General features: G+C 70.1%; 24 protein-coding genes. 13 read left to right on the top strand and 11 right to left on the bottom strand.

Features of this window, described 5'->3' with window-relative positions; translation table 11 throughout:
• Position 1 precedes the first annotated feature (1 nt).
• Entirely contained in the window at positions 2–712 is a 711-nt protein-coding gene (locus tag LX12_RS06590) for a response regulator transcription factor (protein ID WP_253653713.1), read from the bottom strand.
• 120 nt (positions 713–832) lie between these two features.
• Here LX12_RS06590 and LX12_RS06585 point away from each other — a divergent pair, with 120 nt between their 5' ends.
• Both LX12_RS06585 and LX12_RS06580 read left to right on the top strand, forming a co-directional pair.
• A complete protein-coding gene (locus LX12_RS06585) occupies positions 833–1,489 on the top strand; it encodes a DUF305 domain-containing protein (protein WP_253653712.1) in 657 nt (218 codons plus the stop codon).
• Between the two features lie 17 nt (positions 1,490–1,506).
• Positions 1,507–2,940: an ATP-binding protein gene (locus tag LX12_RS06580; RefSeq protein ID WP_253653711.1), complete on the top strand. Its 1,434-nt coding sequence runs from the start codon at positions 1,507–1,509 to the stop codon at positions 2,938–2,940.
• On the opposite strand, the gene LX12_RS06575 is transcribed toward LX12_RS06580, so the two are convergent.
• Positions 2,916–3,590 (bottom strand): response regulator transcription factor, encoded by a 675-nt coding sequence (locus LX12_RS06575; RefSeq protein WP_253653890.1) that lies wholly within the window; start codon positions 3,588–3,590, stop codon positions 2,916–2,918. The two genes, LX12_RS06580 and LX12_RS06575, sit on opposite strands and share 25 nt — an antisense overlap.
• A gap of 74 nt (positions 3,591–3,664) precedes the next feature.
• Between LX12_RS06575 and LX12_RS06570 the strand changes: the two genes are divergently transcribed.
• Positions 3,665–4,135: a DUF2231 domain-containing protein gene (locus LX12_RS06570; protein WP_253653710.1), complete on the top strand. Its 471-nt coding sequence runs from the start codon at positions 3,665–3,667 to the stop codon at positions 4,133–4,135.
• Positions 4,136–4,153: 18 nt separating this feature from the next.
• On the opposite strand, the gene LX12_RS06565 is transcribed toward LX12_RS06570, so the two are convergent.
• The 4 genes from LX12_RS06565 to LX12_RS06550 form a co-directional block, all read right to left on the bottom strand.
• Positions 4,154–4,564, bottom strand: coding sequence for a RidA family protein (locus LX12_RS06565; protein WP_253653709.1), 411 nt, complete (start codon positions 4,562–4,564; stop codon positions 4,154–4,156).
• 102 nt (positions 4,565–4,666) lie between these two features.
• The gene (locus LX12_RS06560; protein ID WP_253653708.1) at positions 4,667–5,077 is read right to left on the bottom strand and encodes a YybH family protein; all 411 of its coding nucleotides are present in this window, start codon (positions 5,075–5,077) and stop codon (positions 4,667–4,669) included.
• A gap of 54 nt (positions 5,078–5,131) precedes the next feature.
• Positions 5,132–5,806, bottom strand: a complete 675-nt coding sequence (locus tag LX12_RS06555) for a hemerythrin domain-containing protein (protein ID WP_253653707.1) — start codon at positions 5,804–5,806, stop codon at positions 5,132–5,134.
• Positions 5,803–5,952 carry a hypothetical protein gene (locus tag LX12_RS06550; protein ID WP_253653706.1) on the bottom strand — a complete coding sequence of 50 codons (150 nt, stop codon included), beginning with the start codon at positions 5,950–5,952 and terminating at the stop codon, positions 5,803–5,805. The genes LX12_RS06555 and LX12_RS06550 overlap by 4 nt, the downstream gene beginning before the upstream one ends.
• Positions 5,953–6,055: 103 nt before the next feature.
• Here LX12_RS06550 and LX12_RS06545 point away from each other — a divergent pair, with 103 nt between their 5' ends.
• The 4 genes from LX12_RS06545 (at position 6,056) to LX12_RS06530 (ending at position 10,603) form a co-directional block, all read left to right on the top strand.
• Positions 6,056–7,111, top strand: a complete 1,056-nt coding sequence (locus LX12_RS06545) for a response regulator transcription factor (protein WP_253653705.1) — start codon at positions 6,056–6,058, stop codon at positions 7,109–7,111.
• 106 nt (positions 7,112–7,217) lie between these two features.
• The gene (locus tag LX12_RS06540; RefSeq protein WP_253653704.1) at positions 7,218–7,442 is read left to right on the top strand and encodes a hypothetical protein; all 225 of its coding nucleotides are present in this window, start codon (positions 7,218–7,220) and stop codon (positions 7,440–7,442) included.
• Positions 7,443–7,493: 51 nt separating this feature from the next.
• On the top strand, positions 7,494–9,851 hold the full coding sequence (locus LX12_RS06535) for an ATP-dependent DNA ligase (protein ID WP_253653703.1): 2,358 nt from the start codon (positions 7,494–7,496) through the stop codon (positions 9,849–9,851).
• An 11-nt stretch (positions 9,852–9,862) separates the two neighbouring features.
• On the top strand, positions 9,863–10,603 hold the full coding sequence (locus tag LX12_RS06530; protein ID WP_253653702.1) for a metallophosphoesterase: 741 nt from the start codon (positions 9,863–9,865) through the stop codon (positions 10,601–10,603).
• Positions 10,604–11,009: 406 nt separating this feature from the next.
• Here LX12_RS06530 and LX12_RS06525 read toward each other — a convergent pair whose 3' ends face one another.
• Both LX12_RS06525 and LX12_RS06520 read right to left on the bottom strand, forming a co-directional pair.
• Positions 11,010–11,882, bottom strand: coding sequence for a 13E12 repeat family protein (locus LX12_RS06525; protein ID WP_253653701.1), 873 nt, complete (start codon positions 11,880–11,882; stop codon positions 11,010–11,012).
• 160 nt (positions 11,883–12,042) lie between these two features.
• Complete coding sequence (locus LX12_RS06520) at positions 12,043–13,479, bottom strand: MFS transporter (protein WP_253653700.1); 1,437 nt, start codon at positions 13,477–13,479, stop codon at positions 12,043–12,045.
• 50 nt (positions 13,480–13,529) lie between these two features.
• On the opposite strand from LX12_RS06520, the gene LX12_RS06515 reads away from it, so the two are divergent.
• On the top strand, positions 13,530–14,081 hold the full coding sequence (locus LX12_RS06515) for a winged helix-turn-helix transcriptional regulator (protein WP_253653699.1): 552 nt from the start codon (positions 13,530–13,532) through the stop codon (positions 14,079–14,081).
• Here the strand turns inward: LX12_RS06515 and LX12_RS06510 are convergent.
• Positions 14,039–15,424 (bottom strand): DUF2252 domain-containing protein, encoded by a 1,386-nt coding sequence (locus tag LX12_RS06510; protein WP_253653698.1) that lies wholly within the window; start codon positions 15,422–15,424, stop codon positions 14,039–14,041. The genes LX12_RS06515 and LX12_RS06510 overlap by 43 nt on opposite strands.
• A gap of 79 nt (positions 15,425–15,503) precedes the next feature.
• Between LX12_RS06510 and LX12_RS06505 the strand changes: the two genes are divergently transcribed.
• Genes LX12_RS06505 through LX12_RS06495 form a run of 3 tightly spaced genes read left to right on the top strand, consistent with a single transcriptional unit; the run spans position 15,504 to position 18,303 of the window.
• Positions 15,504–15,878: a VOC family protein gene (locus LX12_RS06505; RefSeq protein ID WP_253653697.1), complete on the top strand. Its 375-nt coding sequence runs from the start codon at positions 15,504–15,506 to the stop codon at positions 15,876–15,878.
• A complete protein-coding gene (locus LX12_RS06500; protein WP_253653696.1) occupies positions 15,875–17,596 on the top strand; it encodes a chloride channel protein in 1,722 nt (573 codons plus the stop codon). Before LX12_RS06505 ends, LX12_RS06500 begins: the two co-directional genes overlap by 4 nt.
• Positions 17,593–18,303 (top strand): IclR family transcriptional regulator, encoded by a 711-nt coding sequence (locus LX12_RS06495; protein ID WP_253653695.1) that lies wholly within the window; start codon positions 17,593–17,595, stop codon positions 18,301–18,303. Before LX12_RS06500 ends, LX12_RS06495 begins: the two co-directional genes overlap by 4 nt.
• On the opposite strand, the gene LX12_RS06490 is transcribed toward LX12_RS06495, so the two are convergent.
• Together LX12_RS06490 and LX12_RS06485 are read right to left on the bottom strand one after the other, a co-directional pair.
• Positions 18,289–19,713, bottom strand: a complete 1,425-nt coding sequence (locus LX12_RS06490) for a CoA transferase (protein WP_253653694.1) — start codon at positions 19,711–19,713, stop codon at positions 18,289–18,291. The two genes, LX12_RS06495 and LX12_RS06490, sit on opposite strands and share 15 nt — an antisense overlap.
• A 97-nt stretch (positions 19,714–19,810) precedes the next feature.
• Positions 19,811–20,797, bottom strand: a complete 987-nt coding sequence (locus LX12_RS06485) for a LacI family DNA-binding transcriptional regulator (protein WP_253653889.1) — start codon at positions 20,795–20,797, stop codon at positions 19,811–19,813.
• A gap of 210 nt (positions 20,798–21,007) precedes the next feature.
• Here LX12_RS06485 and LX12_RS06480 point away from each other — a divergent pair, with 210 nt between their 5' ends.
• Entirely contained in the window at positions 21,008–22,006 is a 999-nt protein-coding gene (locus LX12_RS06480) for an asparaginase (protein WP_253653693.1), read from the top strand.
• Positions 22,007–22,010: 4 nt separating this feature from the next.
• A complete protein-coding gene (locus LX12_RS06475) occupies positions 22,011–22,889 on the top strand; it encodes a polysaccharide deacetylase family protein (RefSeq protein ID WP_253653692.1) in 879 nt (292 codons plus the stop codon).
• The last annotated feature ends 6 nt before the right edge of the window (positions 22,890–22,895 follow it).

The raw sequence follows: 22,895 nt of genomic DNA, 5'->3' as shown, positions 1-22,895 counted from the left end.
ATCATCCCTCTCCCATCCGATAGCCCACCCCTCGCGCGGTCCGGATGTACTTCCCCACCGCGGCGTCGTCGCCGAGTTTTCTGCGGAGATGCCCGACGTGGGTGTCGATGAGGTGGGCGTCGCCCACCCAGCCCGCCCCCCAGACCATCTCGATCAGCTGGTGTCGAGTCAGAACCACGCCTCGGTGGCGTGCGAGCGCCTCCAGGACATCGAATTCCGTTCGTGTCAGGGGGACGAGGCCCCCCGCGGCGCGAACCTCACGGGCGTCCAGATTGATCTCCAGGTCGCCGATCACGATGACGTTCCGAGGCCCGGTGTGCTGCGCGGTCCGAGGTCGCCTCATCATCGCCTGCACCCGTGCCGTCAGCTCCCGGGGAGAGAACGGCTTGGTGACGTAGTCGTCCGCGCCCACGCCGAGGCCGACGAGGGTGTCCACTTCATCGGACCGCGCCGTGAGCATCACGACGTAGGCGTCGGAGAACATGCGCAACCGACGACACACCTCGATGCCGTCCAGGCTGGGCAGACCGAGATCCAGAACGACCACGTGCGGGTCCGACGCGCGAGCACGCTCCACCGCGCCCAGACCGTCGACGACGTGTTCCACCGCGAAACCCGCCCGGTCGAGGTACGAGACGACGACCTGAGCGAGATCCACCTCGTCCTCGACCACCAGGGCCCGGAAGGCCCCGCCACCCTCGTCGACACCCATCCCCACATCGTCGCGAAGGGGCGCCGGTCTGTCGACCACATCGGAGCCGATCACCGATCTCCATCGAATCTCCATGATTCGAGAACCAGTCCTCGACACCACGGTCCGATCATCGAGGGCATGACTGAGAACACCCTTCGTCCTCGCCGTGTCCGACGCGCAGCGCTGGCGGTGACCGCACTCGCCGCCGGCGCGACCATCGCGCTCACCGCCTGCGGGACCTCGTCGAGCGACACGTCGGCACCCGCAGCCTCGTCCTCCGCCTCCGCCACGGCGTCGGCCGGGTCACACAACGCTGCCGACGCGATGTTCGTGCAGATGATGATCCCGCACCACGAGCAGGCCGTTCAGATGTCGGACATGCTGCTCGCGAAGTCCGGCATCGACCCCCGCGTGGTGTCGCTCGCACAGGAGATCAAGGCAGCACAGGCCCCGGAGATCACCACCATGAAGCGGTGGGCGTCGTCGTGGGGAGTCTCCGCCGACGGCGGCATGTCCATGGATCACGGCTCGATGGACCACGGGACCATGGACAAGGGTTCGATGTCCGGGATGATGTCCGCCGACGACATGAACACGTTGCGGTCCGCGCAGGGGGTAGACGCGGCGAAGCTGTTCCTCAACCAGATGATCCAGCATCACGGCGGGGCGATCACCATGGGGCAGAACGAGATCCGCGCCGGCAAGAATGCCGACGCGAAGCAGCTGGCACAGTCGATCGTGACCAGCCAGCAGCGTGAGATCGCGACGATGCGTCAGCTCCTCACCCAGCTGTAGGGATCTACGCTGCAGGGATGGCCCTGTCCCTCCACCGCGTCGTCGCGGGCGCACGCACGCGGCTCGCCCGCGTCCGCGTGCGGCTCACCGTGGTGGCCACGGCGCTGCTGGCGGTGGGGCTGGCGATCGCTGCGGGGGTCATGCTCCTCGTCCTGCACCAGTCGCTGCTGAGCACCGCCGATGGGGTCACCCGTGCTCGCGCATCGGAGATCGCCGACGCGCTCCGCACCACCCCGGTCGCGTCGCTCGACGCCGGTGTCCTCGCCCCGACCACGAGTATCGACCTCATCCAGGTCGTCGACGCCGACGGACGCGTCCTCGTCGCCACCCCCGGTGACCGCGACGTCCCGCTCGCAGCGCCGGGTGCGGCCGGGTCCACGCGGACCCTCGACGACGCCAGGATCGCCGGCGACGACGACACGAAGTACCGGGCGACGGCGCGGGCGGTGAGCACCCCGGGCGGTGTGGTGACCGTGATCGTCGCCGCGGCCGAGGGACCGATCGACCGGGTGTTGTTGATCGTCGCGGCGATCGTGGCCGCGGTGTTCCCGCTGATCCTGGTGATGATCGCGGTCGCGACCTACGTGTTGAGCGGCCGAACGCTCGCCCCCGTCGAGAGGATCCGGGCCCGCGTCGCGGCGATCACGGGCTCCGGACTCGACCAGCGTGTCCCCGTCCCCACGACGCGGGACGAGATCGCCGACCTCGCCGAGACGATGAACGCGATGCTCGACCGCCTCGACGCGGCGCACCGCCGGCACGTGCAGTTCGTCGGCGACGCCTCCCACGAACTACGCAGCCCGCTGGTCACCCTGCTGGGTCTTCTCGACCTCGCCGCATCTCGCGGGGACGGTGTGGACCAGGCGACGGTGGCGCAGGTGCTGCTGCCGGAGGCACGTCGCCTGCACGACCTGATCGACGACCTGCTTCTGCTCGCCCGATCCGACGAGAGCGCGACACCTCTTCCGATGTCCGACGTCGACCTCGACGACGTCGTCGACGCCGACGTCCGGAGGCTGCGCGACGACACCCCGGTCACCGTCACCGCGGAGGTCCACGCGATCCGCGTCCGCGGTGATCGCGAGGCGCTGACTCGCGCGCTCCGCAACCTCACCGACAACGCGGTGCGACACGCTCGCACCTCGGTCCGGATCACGATGTCGCAGAACTATGCCGACGGGGTGGCGACGATCGACGTCGACGACGACGGCCCCGGCATCCCCGCGCACGACCGTGGTCGTGTGATCGAACGCTTCACGCGTCTGGACGAGGCCCGGTCACGCGGGGACGCCGGAGGGTCCGGCCTCGGGCTGGCCATCGTCACCGAGATCGCACGCGCCCACGGAGGGTCGCTGACGATCGACGATTCTCCGCTCGGCGGCACCCGCGCCCGGTTGACGATTCCCGTCGACGGGATCGAGGATGCTCAGTCCACGGCGACGAGTCGGTAGCCGACCCCGCGCACCGTCTCGATGGAGGCGCATCCGAACGGTTTGTCGATACGGCGGCGGAGGTAGCCGATGTAGACCTCGACGACGTTCTCGTCGCCCTCGAAATGAGCGTCCCAGACGGCGTGGAGGATGTCCGCCTTGCTCACGGCGACACCGACATTGCGCATCAGGAACTCGAGCACCGCGAACTCCCGGGGCGTCGGCGCGAGCTCCGTCCCGCGCCGCGAGACGGTGTGTGCTGCGGGGTCGAGGACGAGCGACCCCGCGGTGAGCACCGACGGACGTTCCGGGGCTCCGCGACGGATGAGCGCACGCAGCCGAGCCACCATCACGTGCACCGGGAACGGCTTCACGAGGTAGTCGTCGGCCCCGAGGTCGAAGGCGTCGATCTGGTCGTACTCACCGTCTTTCGCGGTCAGCATCATCACCGGCGTCCACACCTCGCGGTGTCGGAGTTCGCGGACCACCTCGTACCCGTTGCGTCCCGGCAGCATGATGTCGAGCACGACCGCGTGGTAGTCGCCATGAGTGGCGCGCGCGAGGCCGGTGTCCCCGTCGTGCACGACGTCGACCGCCCACCCCTGCGCGACCAACGTCCGCCGCAGCGTCTCGGCCGCGTTGCGGTCGTCCTCGACCACCAGGATGCGCACTCCCGTACCCCTCACCCAGGTGAGGCTCACCTGTTTCAGCCATTTCTCAACAAAACTCTGCTTGCATCACGCGTATGGATTCCATCAACGGGATACCCGCCCATCCGCTCTTCGTCCATCTCGCGGTTGTCGCGATCCCACTGCTCGCACTCCTCGGAATCCTCACCGTGGTGTGGCCCGCGGCGCGCCGCAAGCTCGGGATCATCGTGCCGATCGTCGGGTTGGTGGCGGTGGTGATCACCCCGCTCACGACGTCGGCGGGTGAGTCGCTGGAGAAGGTGACCCGGCCCAATCCGGTCTTGGAACAGCACACGGAACTCGGTGACCAGATGATCTACTTCGTGGCTCCGCTGTTCGTCGCGGTGGTGCTGTTCTGGGCGGTGAACAGTCCCGTCGTGATGAATCGTCTCCCGTCGGCGCCGGCCGGCGCGGTCCGCGTCGGGTCGATCGCGCTGGCCGTGATCACTGTCGTGTTCGCGGTCCTCGCGATGATCTGGGTCTATCGGATCGGTGACACCGGCGCGGAGTCCGTCTGGACGCGCTGACGGACCCCGCGCGGTCTCTCACTGCGCCGCGGTGACCTCGATCTCCAGGGCCATACCGGGCAGGGCCAACCGGGCCACCCCGAGCAGCGTCGCCGGCGGAGACGCGTTCGCGGCCGCCAGACGCGTGCTGATCCGGGCGTACTCGGCGAGCACACCGTCCATGTCGGTCGTGTAGATCGCGAGCCGCACGACATCGGGCCAGCCCATCCCCGCGAGCTCCAGCAGCGTCTCGATGTTCGTCAGGGTCAGGTCGATCTGCCCGCCGATGTCGTCGACGTGTCGCAGCGCGCCGGTGTCGTCGACCGGGCCCTGGCCGGCGAGGGCCAGCAGTCGGGTGGGGGCGGGCCGCACCTGTGCCTGGTCGTATCCGAACACCTCCGACCACGGGGTCGGGTTGATGCGTTGGACGGTCGTGTCGGTGACGGTCATCGTGTCGTTCCTTCTCTGAGGTGGTGATGTCCCCACCGTCGCCGACCCTGTTTGCAGGAACCTTGCGGGCTTCTTGGTGCGACGCAGCCCTTGTCGGATCCCTCAGCCCTGGTCGGATCCGCCGAACGGGTGGTCGATGACGAAGCGCCACGCGCCCTCGTCGTCGCGGATGGCGATCTCGGACGTGATGCCGTGCAGATCGATCGGTGTTCCGTCGGGCGCATGGCCCCCGCTCATCTGATGCGCGCTGCTGCCGAGCGCGAGATCGTCGGCGACGAGCCAGAACCGGTCGGTCCCCGTGATGGTCCCGCCCAGCGCGACGAAGTCGACGAGTGCCTGACGGATCGCCGCGGTGCCGCGCACCTCGGGTGCACCGGGTCCGGGCACGATGATCGCGTCGTCGGTGTACATCGAAATCATCGCGTCGATGTCGCCGGCGTTGAACGCCGCCTCCCACCGGTGGTGGAGATCGTGGACGTCGAGGACGGGTGCGGTGTGATCGGTGATGGTCATGGTTCTCTCCTTGTGATATGACCGGATTTGCCTGTGGTGGTGGTGATCTCGGGGTCAGGGTGTGCGGGTGCCGTGGACGGCGAGGGCACGTCGGGCGTAGACCCTCGGCGCGATGCGGGGCACCAGCACCCGGATCGGCGCCGGGGCCGGGCGCAGCATGTCCCGCAGGACGGCCGGATCGCCCTCGTACGCGAACATCCCGATGACGAGGGGCATCGCCGACTTCGGCACCGACGCCGCGCCGGCCTCACCGACGGCATGCCACTCGGCGGGCTCGAGGTGGACCGCCGCCAGCGGCAGCACCGATCGCTCCTCCACCTCCAGGTGATCCCGCAGGGAGTCGAAGAGGTCCTCGAGCGCCGACGCCAGGCGCCGGGTGGTCGTGGCGTCGACCGCCTCGCACCACCCGGAGCGGGCGTCCTCCACCCGGGTGAGTGCGGTGTCGATGCCGGCGTGCTGCGCCTCGACGACGTCGAGCATCGCCGCGTCCTCGCCGGTCAACCGCTCGCGCAGAAGCGGCCACAGGAGTTCGTCCTCACCCTCGTGGTGGTGGTGCATCAACGTGCACAACAGCTCGAGGTGTTCGTCGACGCGGTCGCGTTGCCGGGTGTCGGCGTCGCGAACCCGTCGGACCGCGGCCGGCGCGAGTCGGAACTCACGGAGCAGCGCGGTGTGCACGACGAGCATGTCGCGGACGTCGACAGCGGAGGTGTTCTGCGCCGCGGTCATCGAATCGACCCGTCGGTGGTGCCTGCGGTGGCACCGCAGTGCCACCGCGCGTCGCGGTGATCCCACCAGCACCGCCGGTCGTGGCGATGCCGGTGCGTCAGGTCGGGGATGGGTCCGGGGATGGGGATCGTGCTCGGTGATGTCATGCCGATGACGGTAGGAAGCGCAGGTCACGCGGCCCATCCCAGAAATGTGGGGAATCCGCGTCGTCGCGTGTCGGGACCCGCTCAGCCGTGCGACAGTGCCGGCATGGCACGCCCCGCCCCCTCCCTGTCGCTCCGTGATCGTCTGGCGCGCGACCTCGCGGCGCCGTCGTCGATGGAGGATGTGGCCGACCGCGTGTACGCCGCGACACGTCGTCACATCGACTTCGATTTCGCGTGCTTCGCGACCACGGACCCGACGACCGGTGTCCTCACCTGGGCGTCGAAGACGCGTGACCTCGGCGTCGGCGACGTGGACTTCGCGGCCGCCGAGTACGGGGCGCCGGACATCAACAAGTTCGACGAGATCGCCCGGCGTGACCCACCGGTCGCGATCCTGTCGATCGACACCGACGGCGACCTGTCACGATGCCGTCGTCACCGCGAGTTCATGTCACCTGTGTTCGGGTTCGGCGACGAGCTCAGAGCATGCTTTCTCGGTCGGGCCGCGACATGGGCGGTTCTCGCGCTCTATCGGCGCGCGGACGAACCGTCGTTCACGCCTGCCGACGCCGCCGTGATCGCGGCGACGGGCGCCGTGGTCGCAGACGCCGTGCAGCGCGCGCTGTTCCGGCTGCCGCCACCGGGAGGGTCACACGCCGGCCCCGACCGCGGCGGGCCAGCCGTCGTCATCGTCGATGCAGCAGACCGGGTGACCCACATGACGGCCGGCGCGCGCGCTGCCGTCGATGTCCTCGGCGGTCTCGACCACGGTCAGTTGCCCCCGGGGATCCTCGCCGTCGTCGCCTCCACGCGGACATCGGGCGCACCGCTCACCACGCAGACCCTCACGCGCGACGGCACGTGGCTCAGTGTCCGGACCGCGCCACTGGACGGAGTCGCGACCGTGCCCGACGTCGTGGTCACCGTCGAACCCACCTCGCGGGCCGCGGTCAGTCGCATGGCTCTGGCCGCGCACGGGCTGACCGCACGTGAGGAGGACGTCGCCCTGCAGGTCCTGCAGGGCGCGCACACCCGCGACATCGCGGCGACGCTCCATCTGTCCCCGTACACGGTGCAGGACCACCTGAAGACGATCTTCGCCAAGCTCGGCGTGTCCAGCCGTCGGGAGATGACCGCACGCCTCGTTCTCGACGCCTGAGCGCGGTCATCCGCTCAGATGACACCTTTGTGATCGCACATTGACCTATGGTGATCCAAAACCCGGTGCTGCAACGACGCGCCACCGCGGGACCGGAGGCGCTCCCATGACGATCAATCTCAGCCGTCGACCCACGTACGGCACCGACGACCGTGCGCTCGCCGACCGGCTCGTCGCCGACATCCTCGCCGCCGGTGGGACCCGTGAGTCCCTCACCGCGGAGGTCCTGGTGCTGATGCTGTGGTCCGCGGGCCACCGCACCGACGTCGAGTCCCGCGCGCGACGCATCGCCGACATCATCGCCCACGAGACAGCCGCACCGGCGGTCTGAGCCACCCCCGCGCCCGCACCCGCCCGGGCCGCGACCTGGGACACTGGGGGCATGGCGGACACGCTCGACGTCGACGGCCGCACGGTGTCGGTGACGCATCTCGACAAGGTGCTGTACCCGGCGACAGGTACACGCAAGGCCGAGGTGATCGAGTACTACGACCACATCGCGCCGCTGGTGCTGCCGCACCTGTGGTGGCGACCGATCACCCGTAAACGCTGGCCCGACGGCACGGGAGCGCAGCCGTTCTTCGAGAAGAACCTCCCGACGAGCGCACCGGAGTGGTTGAGCCGGAGAGTGATCGAGCACAGCGACCGCACCGCCACCTACCCCCTCGCCACGTCCCGCGCCGACCTGATCTGGTTCGCGCAGCAGGCCGCGTTGGAACTGCACGTGCCGCAGTGGACCTTCCCCGTCGACGACGCGCCGCTGGCGAAGGCCGACCGCCGAGCGAACCGTCTCGTGCTCGACCTCGACCCCGGGCCGGACGTCACGCTGGCCCAGACGGCCGAGATCGCGCTGCTCGTCCGCGACATCCTCGACGGCGCAGGACTGGTCGGGTACCCGGTCACCAGCGGCAGCAAGGGCATCCACGTCTACGCGCCGCTGCCCGCCACGGTCACGTCGGACAACGCGCGCACCGTCGCCAAACAGATCGCGACGGCGCTCGCGGCCGAGAGGCCGGACGACGTGACCGCCGTGATGGCCAAGGCGGTCCGCGCGGGGAAGGTCTTCATCGACTGGAGTCAGAACAGCAGCGCGAAGACGACGCTGTCGCCGTATTCACTCCGCGGCCGGGACGCGCCGATGGTGGCGGCGCCCCGCACCTGGGACGAGTTGGCGGACCCGGACATCGCCCACGTCTCGCTCGCCGAGATGCTCACGCGCGTCGACGACCTCGGTGACCTGCTCGCCGACCTCGACATCGCGATACCGGACCCGACGACCCCCGCCGACGACGCGGTCGACCCGGTGGCACCCGGCGTCGTCGACCTCTCCGAGTACCGCCGCAAGCGGGACAAGACCCGGACCCCGGAACCGTTCGGGGACAGCCGCGAGGACGTCGACGTCGAAGACTCCGAGCCCCCGGCCGGACCGATCTTCGTCATCCAGGAACATCACGCACGACGTCTCCACTACGACTTCCGCCTCGAGCACGACGGCGTCCTGGTCTCGTGGGCCGTACCCAAGAACCTGCCGACCGACCCCGGCCAGAACCGACTCGCGGTGCACACCGAGGACCACCCGATGGACTACGCCGACTTCGCCGGCGACATCCCGGCCGGCGAGTACGGCGGCGGCCACGTCGAGATCTGGGACCGCGGCACCTTCGAGACCGAGAAGTGGCGCGACGACGAGGTCATCGTGCGGCTGCACGGCGAGCGCATCCAGGGCCGGTACGCACTCATCAGGACCGGGGACAAGAACTGGCTCGCGCACCTCATGTCCGACGAGCCGCGGCCGATCGTCCCCGACAGCCTCCGGGATCCGCGTCCGATGCTCGCGACGCTGGAACCCGTCGAGGCTCTCGACGCGACGGACTGGGCGTTCGAGGGCAAGTGGGACGGATATCGGATTCTCGCTCAGTACACCGACGGCGCCCTCCGCTTGCGGAGTCGCTCGGGCATCGACATGACCGCCGACTTCCCTCAACTCGGTTCGCTCGCCGACGATCTCGGTCTTCTCGACGTCATCCTGGACGGGGAGGCCGTCGCGATAGACGCGAGCGGTCGGAGCAACTTCACCCTGTTGACCGGGCGCGCCGCCGCCGACGGCGAGGTCGACGTCCGCTACCTCGTCTTCGACATCCTGTTCCTCAACGGCACCTCGTTGCTGCGCAAGCCGTGGCGGGATCGTCGGGCCGTGCTCGAGGAGATCGCCCCGCTCTTCGCGCGCGACCCGGTCATCGAGGTACCCCCTGTGCTGGAGGGCTCCGGCGAGGAGGCCATGACCCACAGCCGCGACCGCGGCTGGGAGGGTGTGGTCGCCAAACGGCGCGACTCGGTCTACCAGCAGGGACGACGGTCGACCACGTGGCGCAAGCAGAAGAACTGGCGCGACATCGAGGTGGTCGTCGGTGGATGGCGCCCCGGCAAGGGCAACCGGTCCTCGACCATCGGGTCGCTGCTCGTCGGGCTGCCCGAGGACACCGGACTGCGCTACATCGGGCGCGTCGGGACCGGTCTCACCGAACGCCAGCTGGCCGAACTCACCGCCGAGCTCGAACCACTCCGGCGCAAGACCTCACCGTTCCTCGAACGCCTCGACCGGCCCATCGAGCGGGACGCGGTGTGGGTGCTGCCCAAGGTGGTGGCCGAGGTGCGCTTCATGGACTGGACGACAGCGGGGCATCTGCGGCACCCGAGCTGGCGCGGCATCCGCCGGGACAAGCTTCCCGGCGATCTGTGATCATGTCCCGCGTGACCGTGATCGCCCACATCAGCGACCTGCACGTGACGGGTGACGCCGCGCGTCGGTCCCGGATCTGCGCGGTCGTCGACCACGTGAACGCCCGCGCCGACGGCATCGACGTCCTCGTGGTCACCGGGGACATCACCGACGACGGGACACCGGCCCAGAACACCGAGGCAGCCGAGATCCTCGGTGCCGCGCGGGTTCCCACGCTCGTCATCCCCGGCAACCACGACCGGCGGCCCGAGTTCTCGCGGGCACTGCTCGCGGGCGCGGCGACCGACCTGCCGCTGAACCGGTCGGCGACGGTCGCCGGTGTCCTCTACCTCATGTGCGACAGCACGATCCCCGGCCGCGACGACGGGTGGCTGTCGGATGCGAGCCTGGGGTGGATGGAGTCCGAGATCGTCGCGGCCGGGGCGGACACGCCCGTCGTCGTGTGTTTCCACCACCCGCCGGTGACCCTGGGGATGCCGTTCATGGACGGCATCCGCCAGATCGGCGAGGACCGTCTCGCCGATCTGATCGCACGCCACCCGAACGTCGTCGGGTCCCTGTGCGGCCATGCCCACACCGGCGCGGTCACCACCTTCGCCGGCCGACCTCTCGTGATCGCGCCGGGTGTGTCCGCGACTCTGAAGCTCCCGTTCGAGGGCGAGGGGATCGTCGACGCGACGCAGCCCGCAGGGATCGCCTTCCACCAGCTCGACGGGTTCCGGCTCATCACCCATTTCCGATCGGTGGTCTGAGCCGACCGGGTCACGCAGCCGCATCGGAGTTCCGCGCGGGTGCGCGGGAGCGGTGTTCGTGTCCTGTCGGTGTGCGGACCAGCGCTTCGTGGGTGCCGTCGTCGGTGATTGCCGCGATCACCCGCCACCCGGGGTTCTGTTTCTGTCGGTTGTGGGTCCGACAGGCCGTTGCCGTTGGCGCTGTCGGTGGATCCGCCGTCGGCGTGGGGGTGGGCGTGGTCGATCTCGGCGATCGGGGCGTCGCAGTAGGGCATCCGGCACGACACGTCGCGTCGGGTGATGAACCGCCGCAACCCGGACGGGAAAATCCTGGCCCGAGATTCCATCGCGACCAGCGCGCCGGAATCCGGGTTCGCGAACAGCCGACGCAGCGTGACCAGCGAATCGGCGTCGAGGGCGTCGGTGATCAGCGACCGCGCCGTGTCAGCCGGGATCGGCCGTAACCGGGAACGTCCGCCGCGGCGTCGGAGAACCCGACGAGCGCGTCACCGGCGATCACGACGTCGACCGCGACGGGCAGGTCCTCCACCGCAGGCTTGCCGGTGAGTCGTTCGAGGAGGGTGTCGGCCATGATCTGCGCGTGGGTCCGGTCACCAACGCCGACGAGCCCGTCCGCGTGTTGCTTGAGCGCGGCGTACGCCGCGATTCCGGCCGTCATCGGTAGGAGCGCTGAGAGCTGCACCATCGCATCGGGTTTCGGACGCATGGACACGCAGCGATTTTTCGGCGCTGAGGCGTTGCGGTCGACCACCGCATGCGGGTCTCGCTGGTAGGCGATCTGCTTGGCGAGCGCCTCGAGCGCGCGGTAGCCCACCCCGTCGAGCGTCGCCGGATCGGCGCACAGCGCGTGATCGATGACCCGACGGTCCTCGACCTGCAGGTAGGCGGTCTCGCGGACCAGGATCGTCGCCCGCCACTCGGACAGGGACCCCTCCCGCAGGCGGGCGAAGGTGTTGGGCATCTCGCCCATCGCCCGCGCGAATCTCAGATGCCGACCGCCGGCGTTGCCCGACACCCGCCGAGCCAGCGCCACCTCTGCCGACAACCCGCGGCACCGGCGCTCTACCGGCACCCCGGCCTTCGCCTCGGCTGCCGACCGCAACTCCTGCAGACGCAGCGTCTGCTGTGCCTGCACCGCGGCACACGAGGACTTCACCGATTCCGCGAGGGAGATCAGATCGATCGCCGCGACCTCGGTGTCGGCCGCGGGCAACCGACCGAGCACAGTCAGCATCTCGCCCAGCGCGTCCTGCGCGTCGACGATGCCGGTGAGCTCCATACGGACATGTGTACACGAGGGGTTCGACAGACATCCCGACGCAAAAGCGACTGTGTCACAACCGCCCAACCGATTGCTCCAACCGCCCAACGAACGGTTCCTGCTGCCCATCGAACGGTTCCTGGTGCCCAACGAACGGCGCGGCGTGGGCCGGGGTGCGTCAGACCGAAGCGGTCGCCGGCGCAGCATCGGGCGTCGACACGGCCGCCCGTGCGGGCGTCATGAAGATCGCCGCGACCGCGGCGAGGACGGCCACACCGGCGGTCGCCCACCAGGCGTGCTGGAACGCGGTGTGCGCAGCGGCGTACCCTACCGGTGCACCCACCGTCGCGACGACGAGGCTGACGCCGAGCACCATCCCGACCTGTCGCGCCATCGACACGGTCGCGCTGCCCGCCGCTGCCTGCGACGTAGGTAGGTCGACGGTCGCCGACGAGAGGATCGACGGCAACGCCAACCCGACGCCGATGCCACCGATGAGCCACCCCGGGAGGATCGCCGCCGCGTAGTCGGAGTCCGCTCCGACCGAGACCGACACGAGCACCGCACCCGCCGCGAACAGCAGGCACCCCGCGGCCACGACCAGGCCGACCGGGATCCGAGCGGCAAGACGGTGGGCGACCGCGGCGAAGATCGGGACCATCATCGGACCGGGGGCCACGGCGAAGCCGGTCGCGATGGCCGACCACCCCCAGACCTGTTGCAGCCACAGGATGTTGACGAGCAACCCCGCCGCGAACGGGACGCCGAACAGCAGTGCGGCGACGTTCGACCACGCGAACGCCCGCACCCGGAACAGCGCCGTCGACAACAGGGGCGACCGGTGACGCGCGTTGCTGATCGCGAACACTCCCAGGGCGACCACCGTGACCACCCACACGACCGCCGACCGCGTGGACGCCCACCCCCAGTCGGGCCCTTCCACGAGCGCCAGGGTCAACCCACCGATGCCGACGACCGCGGCGATCGCGCCCAGCATGTCGGGGAAGGGGGTCGGGACGAGCTCCCGGGACGACGGGACCACCAGCCACGCGCCGATCATCGCCGCCACACCGACGGGCACGTTGACCAGGAACACCCACCGCCAGTCGACCGAGACGAGCAGGCCGCCCACGACCGGGCCGAAGGCTGCGGCCAGCGCACCCGTCGCAGCCCAGATGCGCACCGAGCGCTCGCGGTGCTCCGGACGTGCCGCAGCGACCACCAGGCCGAGGCTCGCCGGCGTCAGGATCGCGGCGCCGACGGCCTGGACCACCCGGAACGCCACCAACCACCACACACCGGGACCGACAGCACACGCGATCGACGCGGCGGTGAAGACGCCGAGCCCGAGGAGGAAACCGCCCTTGCGCCCGTACCTGTCGACGAGCCGCCCGGCCGGGATGAGGAATGCCGCGAAGACGATCGCGTAGGCGTTCAGCACCCAGGACAACGTCGTCAGATCGGTCCCGCCGAAGTCCTGGCCGATCGCGTCGAACGCGACGTTGACGATGAACACGTCGAGGCTCGCCATGAACGCGGCCAGGCACAGGACGGCCAGGGCCAGCGGTTCCCGTCGAGCACGCCCTGCCGGGGCGGGCAGGCTTGAGTTTGTCATAGTCAGATGCTCGGATGCTGACATTGGTTTTGTCAAGCTAGAGTGAGCACATGAGTTCGACAGAGGACGGGGCGGTGCTCGCCCCGACAGGTCCGCTCGCCCGCCGGTCCGCGTGGCGTGCCGACGGGTGCCCGGCGGCGGCGACGTTGTCGGTCGTCGGCACCCGCTCGGCGCTGCTGATCATGCGGGAGGCGCTCTACGGCACCCGTCGTTTCGACGACTTCGTCGACCGCGTCGGCGTCACCGAGGCGGTCGCGGCCGCGCGCCTCAAGGAACTGACCGCCGCGGGACTGCTGCACAAGGTGCCGTACCGCGAGCCGGGTACCCGGACCCGTCACGAGTACCGACTGACCCCCGCGGGCACGGATTTCGCCCCGGTGATCCTCGCCCTCTACGACTGGGGCGCCGAGCATCTCCTCGACGACGGCGCCCCGCTGGACTTCCGGCACGTCGGGTGCGAGGCACCCGTCCACGTGGACATCGTGTGCGACGAGGGACATCGCGTGCCGGTCGACGAGGTGCACGTGACGCGCCCGGACCGTGGGTCGCGGGCGGCCGATCAGATCTCGCCGACGGCGACCGCGTCGAGGAAGGTGCGGTAGTCGACGTCGACCTGATCGGCGTAGTCGACGGACCACCGTGCGACCGCCACCTGCGCGGAGTCGTTCTTTCCGAGGTACCCGGCGATCTGACCGAACGCCGGGCTCTGACTGTGCGCCCGGGCCAGCAATCGAGCACACAGCTGGCCGTAGCGCCGTAGCTCCTTCGCACCGAGGTCGCTCGCGTCGATCGACCCCTTCATGTCCCGGAACTGACGCCAGTAGAACGCGCCCTCCCGGGACGCGGTCCACCCGAGGAACGGGTCGGAGTTCGCCTGCAGCACATGGGCGGCCGCGACCACCCGCACGGCGTCGCGGGCGACAGCCGGGGTGTCCTCGGTCTCCGGGATGACGTCGACGAGACCGCCGTTGGTCTCCAGGACGGATCTCGCCGCCTGCTTCAGCTGCAGCACCATCGGTTCCCGCGACGGGCCCTCGAGCAGCACGACGAGGGCGATGTTGCCGACCGACCCCACACCGACCACGCGGCGGGCGACGTCGACGATCTCGAACTGCGACAGCAGGAGGGCCACGTCCGTGCGCAGCGACCCGAGGTAGTGCGCGAAGATCTCGTCGACGCGCTGACCGGCGAGCTGCACCGTCGCCGGGTCCTGCCCGGACAGCGGCACCACGATGGGCGGGTCGGGGACGATCCGCCGTCGACCGTCCAGTCCGACCTCGGTCATCTTGTCCACGATGCTCGCGGCGGTACGCCGACGCGCCTTCGCCAGCGCCTCCTCGATCACCTCGGCCACCGCGCCCGGGCCGGAGTCGGCGAGTTCCTCGGCGTCGACGGCCGTGTAATACCGGTCGAGGACCGATTCCCCTGACGCCCGGCGGATGGCACGCCGGTAGGCCTCACCGACCTGCGCCCCCAGGTCGAGCTGGTCGTCGCGGTCGGCACCGTCCGCGCGGGCGCAGAGCACCGCGCTGGTCACCAGACGCTTGAGGTCCCACTCCCACGGTCCGACACCGGACTCGTCGAAGTCGTTCAGGTCGAACAGGATCCGACGTTCCGGGCTCGCGTACAGCCCGAAATTCCCCACATGTGCGTCACCGCTGATCACCACGTCGACGCCGGTCGTCGGCGTGCCGGCGAGGTCGGTGGCCATGATGTCGGCGGTGGCGCGGAAGAAGGTGAACGGCGACTCGCTCATCCGCGCGACCCGCAGAGGGATCAGTTCGGGGATGCGTCCCTCGTGCTGGCGCCGCACCAGGTCGACGACGTCACGCTGCGCGGTGCTGCGTTCCGCGAGCGCCGAGCGGGGGACGTCGTCGCGGCGGGCCTTGCCCATCGCGACGGCCTCGTCGTGGACATGGCGCTCGAGGAACCGGTGGAACGGCACGCGGCGATCCTAGACGGGACCGGTGACGACGACCTGGCGTGCGCGCGCCCGGGGAATCGGACTCGGTTACGGTCACCCCATGCCGAGCCGGATCGCAGTCGTGGCCGTCGACTGTCACGACGCCCGCCTGCTGTCCGACTTCTGGTGCGCCGCACTCGACTGGGTGGTCCGCGACGTCGACGGCCCCGACATCGGGATCGGCCCCACCGACCCCGACGCACCCGGGATCGACCTGCTGACCGTGCCCGACGCGAAGACCGTGAAGAACCGTCTGCACCTCGATCTCCGCGCCGACGCGTCGACCACTCCCGCCGACGAGGTCCGGCGGTTGATCGGTCTCGGCGCCCGCCACGTCGACGTCGGCCAGCCCGACGACGCCCGGTGGGTCACCCTCGCCGACCCGGAGGGCAACGAGTTCTGCGTCCTCGGCGTGAACCGCGGGGAGGTCGGGTGACCGCCGGCGGAGTGGCGGACTGGCTGCGGACCGGACGGTCCGCGCTGGTACCCCTCGCCGTCGTCATCGGACTCGGCACCGGTCTCGGCGCGGTCGGCTTCCGCTACCTGATCGAGGCGATCACCTGGGCGTTCACCGGGACCGACGACTTCTCCGACGCGGGTCGCGTCGGGAGCCCGCATTTCCCCGGGCTCGGGATCTGGTTCCTGCTGTTCGCACCCGTGATCGCCGGCGCACTGTACGGCCCGCTGGTCTACCGGTTCGCCCCCGAGGCCAAGGGCCACGGCGTCCCCGAGGTCATGTTCGCCGTCGCCGAACGTGGTGGTCGGATCGCCCCGCGGGTCGCGATCGTGAAGGCACTCGCCTCCGCGCTGTGCATCGGTGGCGGCGGGTCGGTCGGGCGCGAGGGCCCGATCGTGCAGATCGGGTCGGCGCTCGGATCGACCGTCGGTCAGTGGACCCGCCTCGACGCCGAGCGACTGAAGGTGATGGTCGCGTGCGGCGCGGCCGCCGGCATCTCCGCCACGTTCAACGCCCCGCTCGCCGGGCCGTTCTTCGCGTTGGAACTCATCCTGCGGACGTTCGCGGCCGAGTCCTTCGGGGCCGTCGTGCTCGCGAGCGTCACGGCGAGCATCGTCGCGCGCGCGATCCTGGGCAACGAGACCTTCCTGCAGCTGCCGCATTTCAGCGTCGACCACCCCGTCGAATACCTCCTGTACATCGCGCTGGGTCTCGTCGTCGGCGTACTCGGTGTGGCGTTCTCGCGCGTCCTCTACCTCATCGAGGACCTGTGCGACTGGGCGTGGCGTTGGCCCGAGTGGGCTCGACCGATCGTCGGCGGACTGCTCCTCGGCGGTCTTCTCCTGGGCGTCCCGCAGATGTACGGCGTCGGCTACCCGATCCTCGAGAAGGCCGTCGAGGGCCACTACATCGTCGCCGTTCTCATCGGCCTGTTGTTCGCGAAGATGCTCGCCACCAGCCTCACCATCGGCATCGGCGGTTCGGGGGGAGTGTTCGCGCCCACGCTGTTCGTCGGGGCGATGGCCGGCAGCGCGTTCGGTCTCGTCGGACACGACGTCGCACCCGGCATCGTCGGCAACGCCGGCGCCTACGGCCTCGTGGCGATGGCAGCAGCACTGGCCGGGGCCACCCGCGCTCCTGTCACGTCGGTGGTCATCATCTTCGAGCTGACCGGCGAGTACGGCATCATCCTGCCGCTGATGCTCGCGGTCGCCATGGCGGCCGGGGTGTCGCGACTCATCTCCGAGGACACCATCTACACGCGCAAGCTGCTGCGCCGCGGCATCGACATCGACCGCGCACCGGACCGCGACCCGTTCACCGAATTGTCCGTGGCGCAGGTGGTCTCGGCCTCACCCCCCACGCTCCGCGCGGACCTCGCCCTCGACGACGCCGCCGACGCGCTCGCCGCCGCCGACCACGCGATGCTCCCGGTCCTCGACGGTTACGGCCGCTACATCGGATGTGTGACGTCCCGGGCGGTCACCGAGGCGATACGCATCCCCCACGCCCGCGCGGTCACCGTGGAGCAGATCACCTCACTCCCCGACCCGATCACCGCAACCGACGACGTCGACGCCGTGCTCGATGCACTCGCCGCCCACGGCACCACCGGGCTGCCCGTACTCGACGACGATCACGCCCGCGTCGTCGGCTGGATCACCCACGCCGACGTGTTGGGTGCCCTCCGTCGGTGAGCAACCGGTCGCTCCGGCGAGCCGACGCCATGCTCGACGCCGTCGCCCGCGCCCCGCGGCCGTTGTCACTCACCGAGATCGCCGATGCGGCCGGAGCGCCCGTCAGCTCCGCGCACGATCTGCTGGATGAGCTCACGGCACTGGGCCACCTGCGTCTGGTCGACCGTCGCTACGTTCTCGGATGGCGCGCACACACGCTCACGGTGATCGGCGGGACGACGCGTCCGGCAGGTGTGGACCACGCCCGGCTGGGTCGACTGAGCCGGCAGTGCGGCGCGCCGCTGACACTGGCAGTCCTCGTCGGCGACGCGGTGCACTATCTCGACCACGCGGGTCCACGCGCCCCCGGCCGCATCCAGGCGGTCGCCGACGATCATCGCCCGCGTCCGGCGCTCCGGACGGCGGCGGGCCGGTTGATGCTCGCCCGGGCGGAGAACGCCCCGCGCGATCGTGTGCTCGATGCCCTGCGCGCCGAGGACCCGACGGCGGTGGCGGCATTCGACGCCGAGATCGCGACCATTCGCCGGGAGGGCATCGCGCGCAGTGACGGCCTCGCCGATCCGGACATCGCTGCGATCGCCGTCGGAACGAGCGACCCGAGCGTGGCGTTGCTGCTCACCGCCCGGCGTGGTCCGCGCGGCGGTCGGGTCCCGCACCTCGAGGCCGCCGCGCGGAGTCTGCTCACACAGCTCTCACACCGACCCTGACGACATCCAGCGCAGGGTGTCGCTCCCCAGCGGCGTCGGCGGTCGATGCCCCGGCGTACCCGCCGGTGACATGCGGAACGGCACCGCCGGCTCGGTCACGGTGCCGAAGACGGTGGGTTGCGTCGTGAGCTCGATGACCGGGTCGCCGGGCATGTCCAGGTCGGTCCACCCGGTCACCGCGCCCAGCTCTCGCACCCACGAGCACACCGACGCCAGGGTGATCCGGACACGCCACGAGCCTCCCTCCATCGATCGTCGGCGGAGCGCTGCGACGGTTCCCGCCGCCCCCAGGTACGCCGCGAGGTAGTCGTTGAGCAGATGGGTGGGTGGCAGGCTCGGCACGCCCTCCGATCCCTCCTCTGCGGCAAACCCGGTGGCGCTGCAGGCGAGTTGATCGAATCCACCGCGGTCCGCCCACGGACCGTCGGCCCCCCAACAGTGGTAGTCGACGACGACCGTCCCCGGACGGGATCCCGCGACGGCCGCGGCCGACAGCCCGAACCGGGCCATGTCGCGATATCCGGTCACCAGGACGTCCGCGGTGCCCAGCAGTTCCTCGACCGCCGCGCGGTGCTCGGGACGACGGAGGTCGGCGAAGGCGTTGCGTTTGCCCCCGCCGGTGGACGCGACCATGCCGACAGGGTCGGGCAGGTCGGGTCGCGTCACGTGCAGTACGTCGGCACCGTGCTCGGCGAGCAGCTTCGTCGAGACAGGGCCCGCGATGACGTGTGTGAGGTCCACGATCCGGATGCCCTCCAGCAACGACTCACCTGCGCCGCGCGGCAGCGGAGCCGGGGGTCCGTCGCCGATCCGTTCGATCTCGACGACCGGGCGGCCGATCAGATGGCGGCCGGCGGGGTGGGCCGCCCACTCCTCCGCACTGCGGACAACGGCGCAGACGCCCCCGGCCGAGCAGATCGCGTCCTCGAGCGCGAACGCGTCCCACGACCGCGCCGCCGCGGCGATCCGCTCCGGCAGCGGCGGGACATCCAGGACCCCGCACACCGCATCCCGGAGACCCGCGAAGGTGGTGATGAGGAAGATCCACCGGTCGTCGGCGCACCGGTAGAAGTCGTTGTTGCCCAGTGCTCGGGGGTCCTCCACCAGCACGCCGATCGGCACCCCCGAGACGGACGTCAGGCAAGCGGCACGCAGCTGGTCGATGGCCTCGGCCGCGTGTACGGACACCGTTTGCGGCGGGGCGCCGACGGCCTCGGCGAGAGATGCCATCTGCAGACCGAATGTCGCGATGGCGGCCGACATCGCGTCGGCGAGACGGTGCGGGGACGGTGTGACCGGGTCACCACCGTCGACGACGACGGTCGTGTGGACGTCGTGCTGGTCGGTGCCGAGGACGGCAGTCAGCTCGTCGACGATCTCGCGGACGGTGAGTCTGTTCGTGTGGGACATCGGTCGAGGATCGGTCGACACACATGATCGTGTCCGCATCCTCCGTCATCTCGGAAGGAGTTGACGCCGCCCCGGCGCCCACGGGGGGTGGGGCCGTTCAGTTGCCGGTCGTGCTCTGCCGCACGATCAGCTCCGGCTCGAGCAGAACCGATTCCGGGTGTCCGCCCGCGAGGACCTCGAGAAGCATCGAGACGGCTCGGCGTCCCATCTCGTGCATCGGTGACCTGACGGTCGTCAGCGCCACCGCGCCCCCCGCCGCGAGAGGCGTGTCGTTGTAGCCGACGAGTGCCACGTCGTCCGGGACGCGGATGCCGCGCTCGCGCAGGACTCCGAACGCCCCGAGGGCGGCGAAATCGTTGGTGGCGAAGAGAGCATCCGGAACCCGGCCCGCATCGAGGATGCGCTCGGCCGCGATGCGGCCGCCCGCCGGGTCGAACCCGGAGTGCACGATGCGATCAGGGTGGACGTCGACCCCGCGGGCGGCGAGTGCGCCCACCAGTCCGGCCGTGCGGTCCCGCGCCGTCGACGCGAAGTCGAGGCCGGCCAGCACGGCGACATCCGTCCGCCCGAGATCGGCGAGGTGGTCGCCGACCAACGCGCCGCCACGGACGTCGTCGGTGGTCGCGGAGGGGTGGTCCCCTGCTCGGCGGGACGCGAGGGTGAACTTCACTCCGCGGTCACGCATCTCGTCGAGGAACCGATGGTCGAGATGTGCGTCGCCGAAGATCATCCCGTCCACGCGACGGTCGATCATCATCTGAGTCCGCGTTCGTTGGTTCGCCGGCACGTCGAGGGAGTTGGTGACGAACGTCGACAACCCCGACTCGGTGGCAGCCTCCTCGATCCCCTCGTAGATCGTCGCGAGGACGTAGTCCTGCAGGCGCGGGACGAGGACCCCGATCAGACCGGAGCGCCGCGTGCGCAGGCTCGACGCCTGGGGATTCGGCGAGTAGCCGTGCTCCTCGGCGAATGCGCGGATCCGCGCGACGGTCTCGGGAGCGCCCCAGCGCAGCGCCGCGTCGCCCGGGGTGTTCAGGACACGGGAGACCGTGGACGCGCTGACGCCCAGTTCCGACGCGATCATCCGGAGGGTCAGAGGCCCCTGGCGTGACACGGTCACCGCTCTCGCCTCCCTCTCATCGCCGACAGCGTACCGAACCGGACGCGTTACGAGGCGATTTACACAAACGTTTGACGGATGTTACGCAAACGATTGCGCCAAACGTTTGTGTGCTGCTTCACTGTCTCGCATGCAACCGAACACACGCGCCGTCCGGCGCATGGACCGGCCACGATGCGACGCGTAGCCGTCATCGCGACCGGCGGGACGATCGCGTCCGAGTCGACCGACGGGGGTGTCGTCGCCCGACGCGGCGGGGCGAGCCTCCTGGGCGGGTCCGAGGTCCCAGGGGTGGAGATCGAGTACGTCGACCTCATGACCGTCGGCTCCTACCGGCTCACCCTCGGCCACCTCCGTCGGATCTGCGACGCCGTCAGGGACGTGCTGGGACGGGAGGACGACCGTGTCGACGGCGTCGTCATCACACACGGCACCGACACGATGGAGGAGACGGCGATCCTCCTCGACCTCGTCCACGACGACCCGCGGCCCGTGGTCCTGACCGGCGCACAACGACCGGGGGACGCGGCCGACGGGGACGGACCTCGCAACCTGACCGACGCGGTGCTCGTCGCCGCGGCCCCCGCCGCGCGACACCTCGGCGCGCTCATCGTCTTCGCAGGCCGCGTCCTGCCCGCCCGGGGCACACGCAAGGTCCACACCACCGCGCTCGACGCGTTCGACACCGTGGTCGGCGGACAACTCGGGACGGTGGACCGGTCCGGGGTCTCCCTCACCGCCGCACCGCGGAGACCCAAGCCCCTGCCGCGCCCCGGCACCTCGTTCGACGAGACGCGCGTCGACCTCATCACCATGTATCCCGGCGCGGACGACGCGCTGGTCCACGCCTCCGCCGCCGCCGGTGCCCGGGGTGTCGTCCTCGCCGGCACCGGGATCGGCAACGCGAACCCGGTCGTCGTCGACGCGGTCGTCGCGCTGCTCGGACGCGGCATGACCGTGGTGCTCTCCACCCGGGTGCCGGAGGGGCCCGTCGTCGGGGTCTACGGCCAGGGCGGTGGTGCCGACCTCGTCGCGGCGGGCGTGCCGACCGCCTCCGGGCTCCCTGCCACCCAGCTCCGGATACTGCTGGCGCTCTGGCTGTCCCACGATCTCACGACCGTGCACCCCATCCGATCACTGATCGACATCTACGCAGACATCAAGGAGGACTAGGACAATGGCGAAAGAGATCTTCGTGGCGTTCGGGATCGACGTCGACGCCGTCGGCGGATGGCTCGGTTCCTATGGGGGCGAGAACTCGCCCGGCGACATCTCGCGCGGCGTGTTCGCCGGTGAGGTCGGTGTCCCGCGCCTGAACCAGCTGCTCGCGCGGTACGACCTGCCGGCGACATGGTTCTGGCCCGGACACTCGATCGAGACCTTCCCTCAGCAGTTCGACGAGGTGGTCGCCGCCGGTCACGAGATCGGCCTCCACGGCTACAGCCACGAGAACCCGATCGCGATGACCCGCGAGCAGGAGTCCGAGATCCTCGACCACTGCATCGATCTCATCGGCTCGCGCACCGGCAACCGCCCCACCGGGTACGTCGCACCGTGGTGGGAGTTCAGCACCGTGACGAACGAGTTGCTCGTCGAGCGCGGCATCACCTACGACCACTCCCTGATGCACCGCGACTTCGAGCCGTACTACGTGCGCGTCGGTGACTCATGGACGCCGATCGACTACGACAAGCCGGCCGCCGAGTGGATGAAGCCCCTCGTCCGTGGGCAGGAGACCGATCTCGTGGAGATCCCCGCGAGCTGGTACCTCGACGACCTCCCCCCGATGATGTTCATCAAGGGGAGCCCGAACAGCCACGGGTTCGTCAACCCCCGCCACATCGAGGAGATGTGGCGCGACCAGTTCGACTGGGTCTACCGCGAGAAGGACTACGCGGTCTTCACGTTCACGATCCACCCCGACGTCTCCGGGCGGCCGCAGGTGCTCCTCATGTTGGAGCGCCTCATCGAGCACATCAACTCCCACGACGGTGTGCGGTGGACGAACTTCGACACCATCGCCACCGACTTCCTCGCGCGGTTCCCGCGCTCCTGATCCACC

Origin of the sequence: Williamsia serinedens, assembly GCF_024171725.1 — a bacterium.
GTDB lineage: Bacteria > Actinomycetota > Actinomycetes > Mycobacteriales > Mycobacteriaceae > Williamsia_A > Williamsia_A serinedens.
This window is presented reverse-complemented; position numbering and strand designations above follow the sequence as displayed.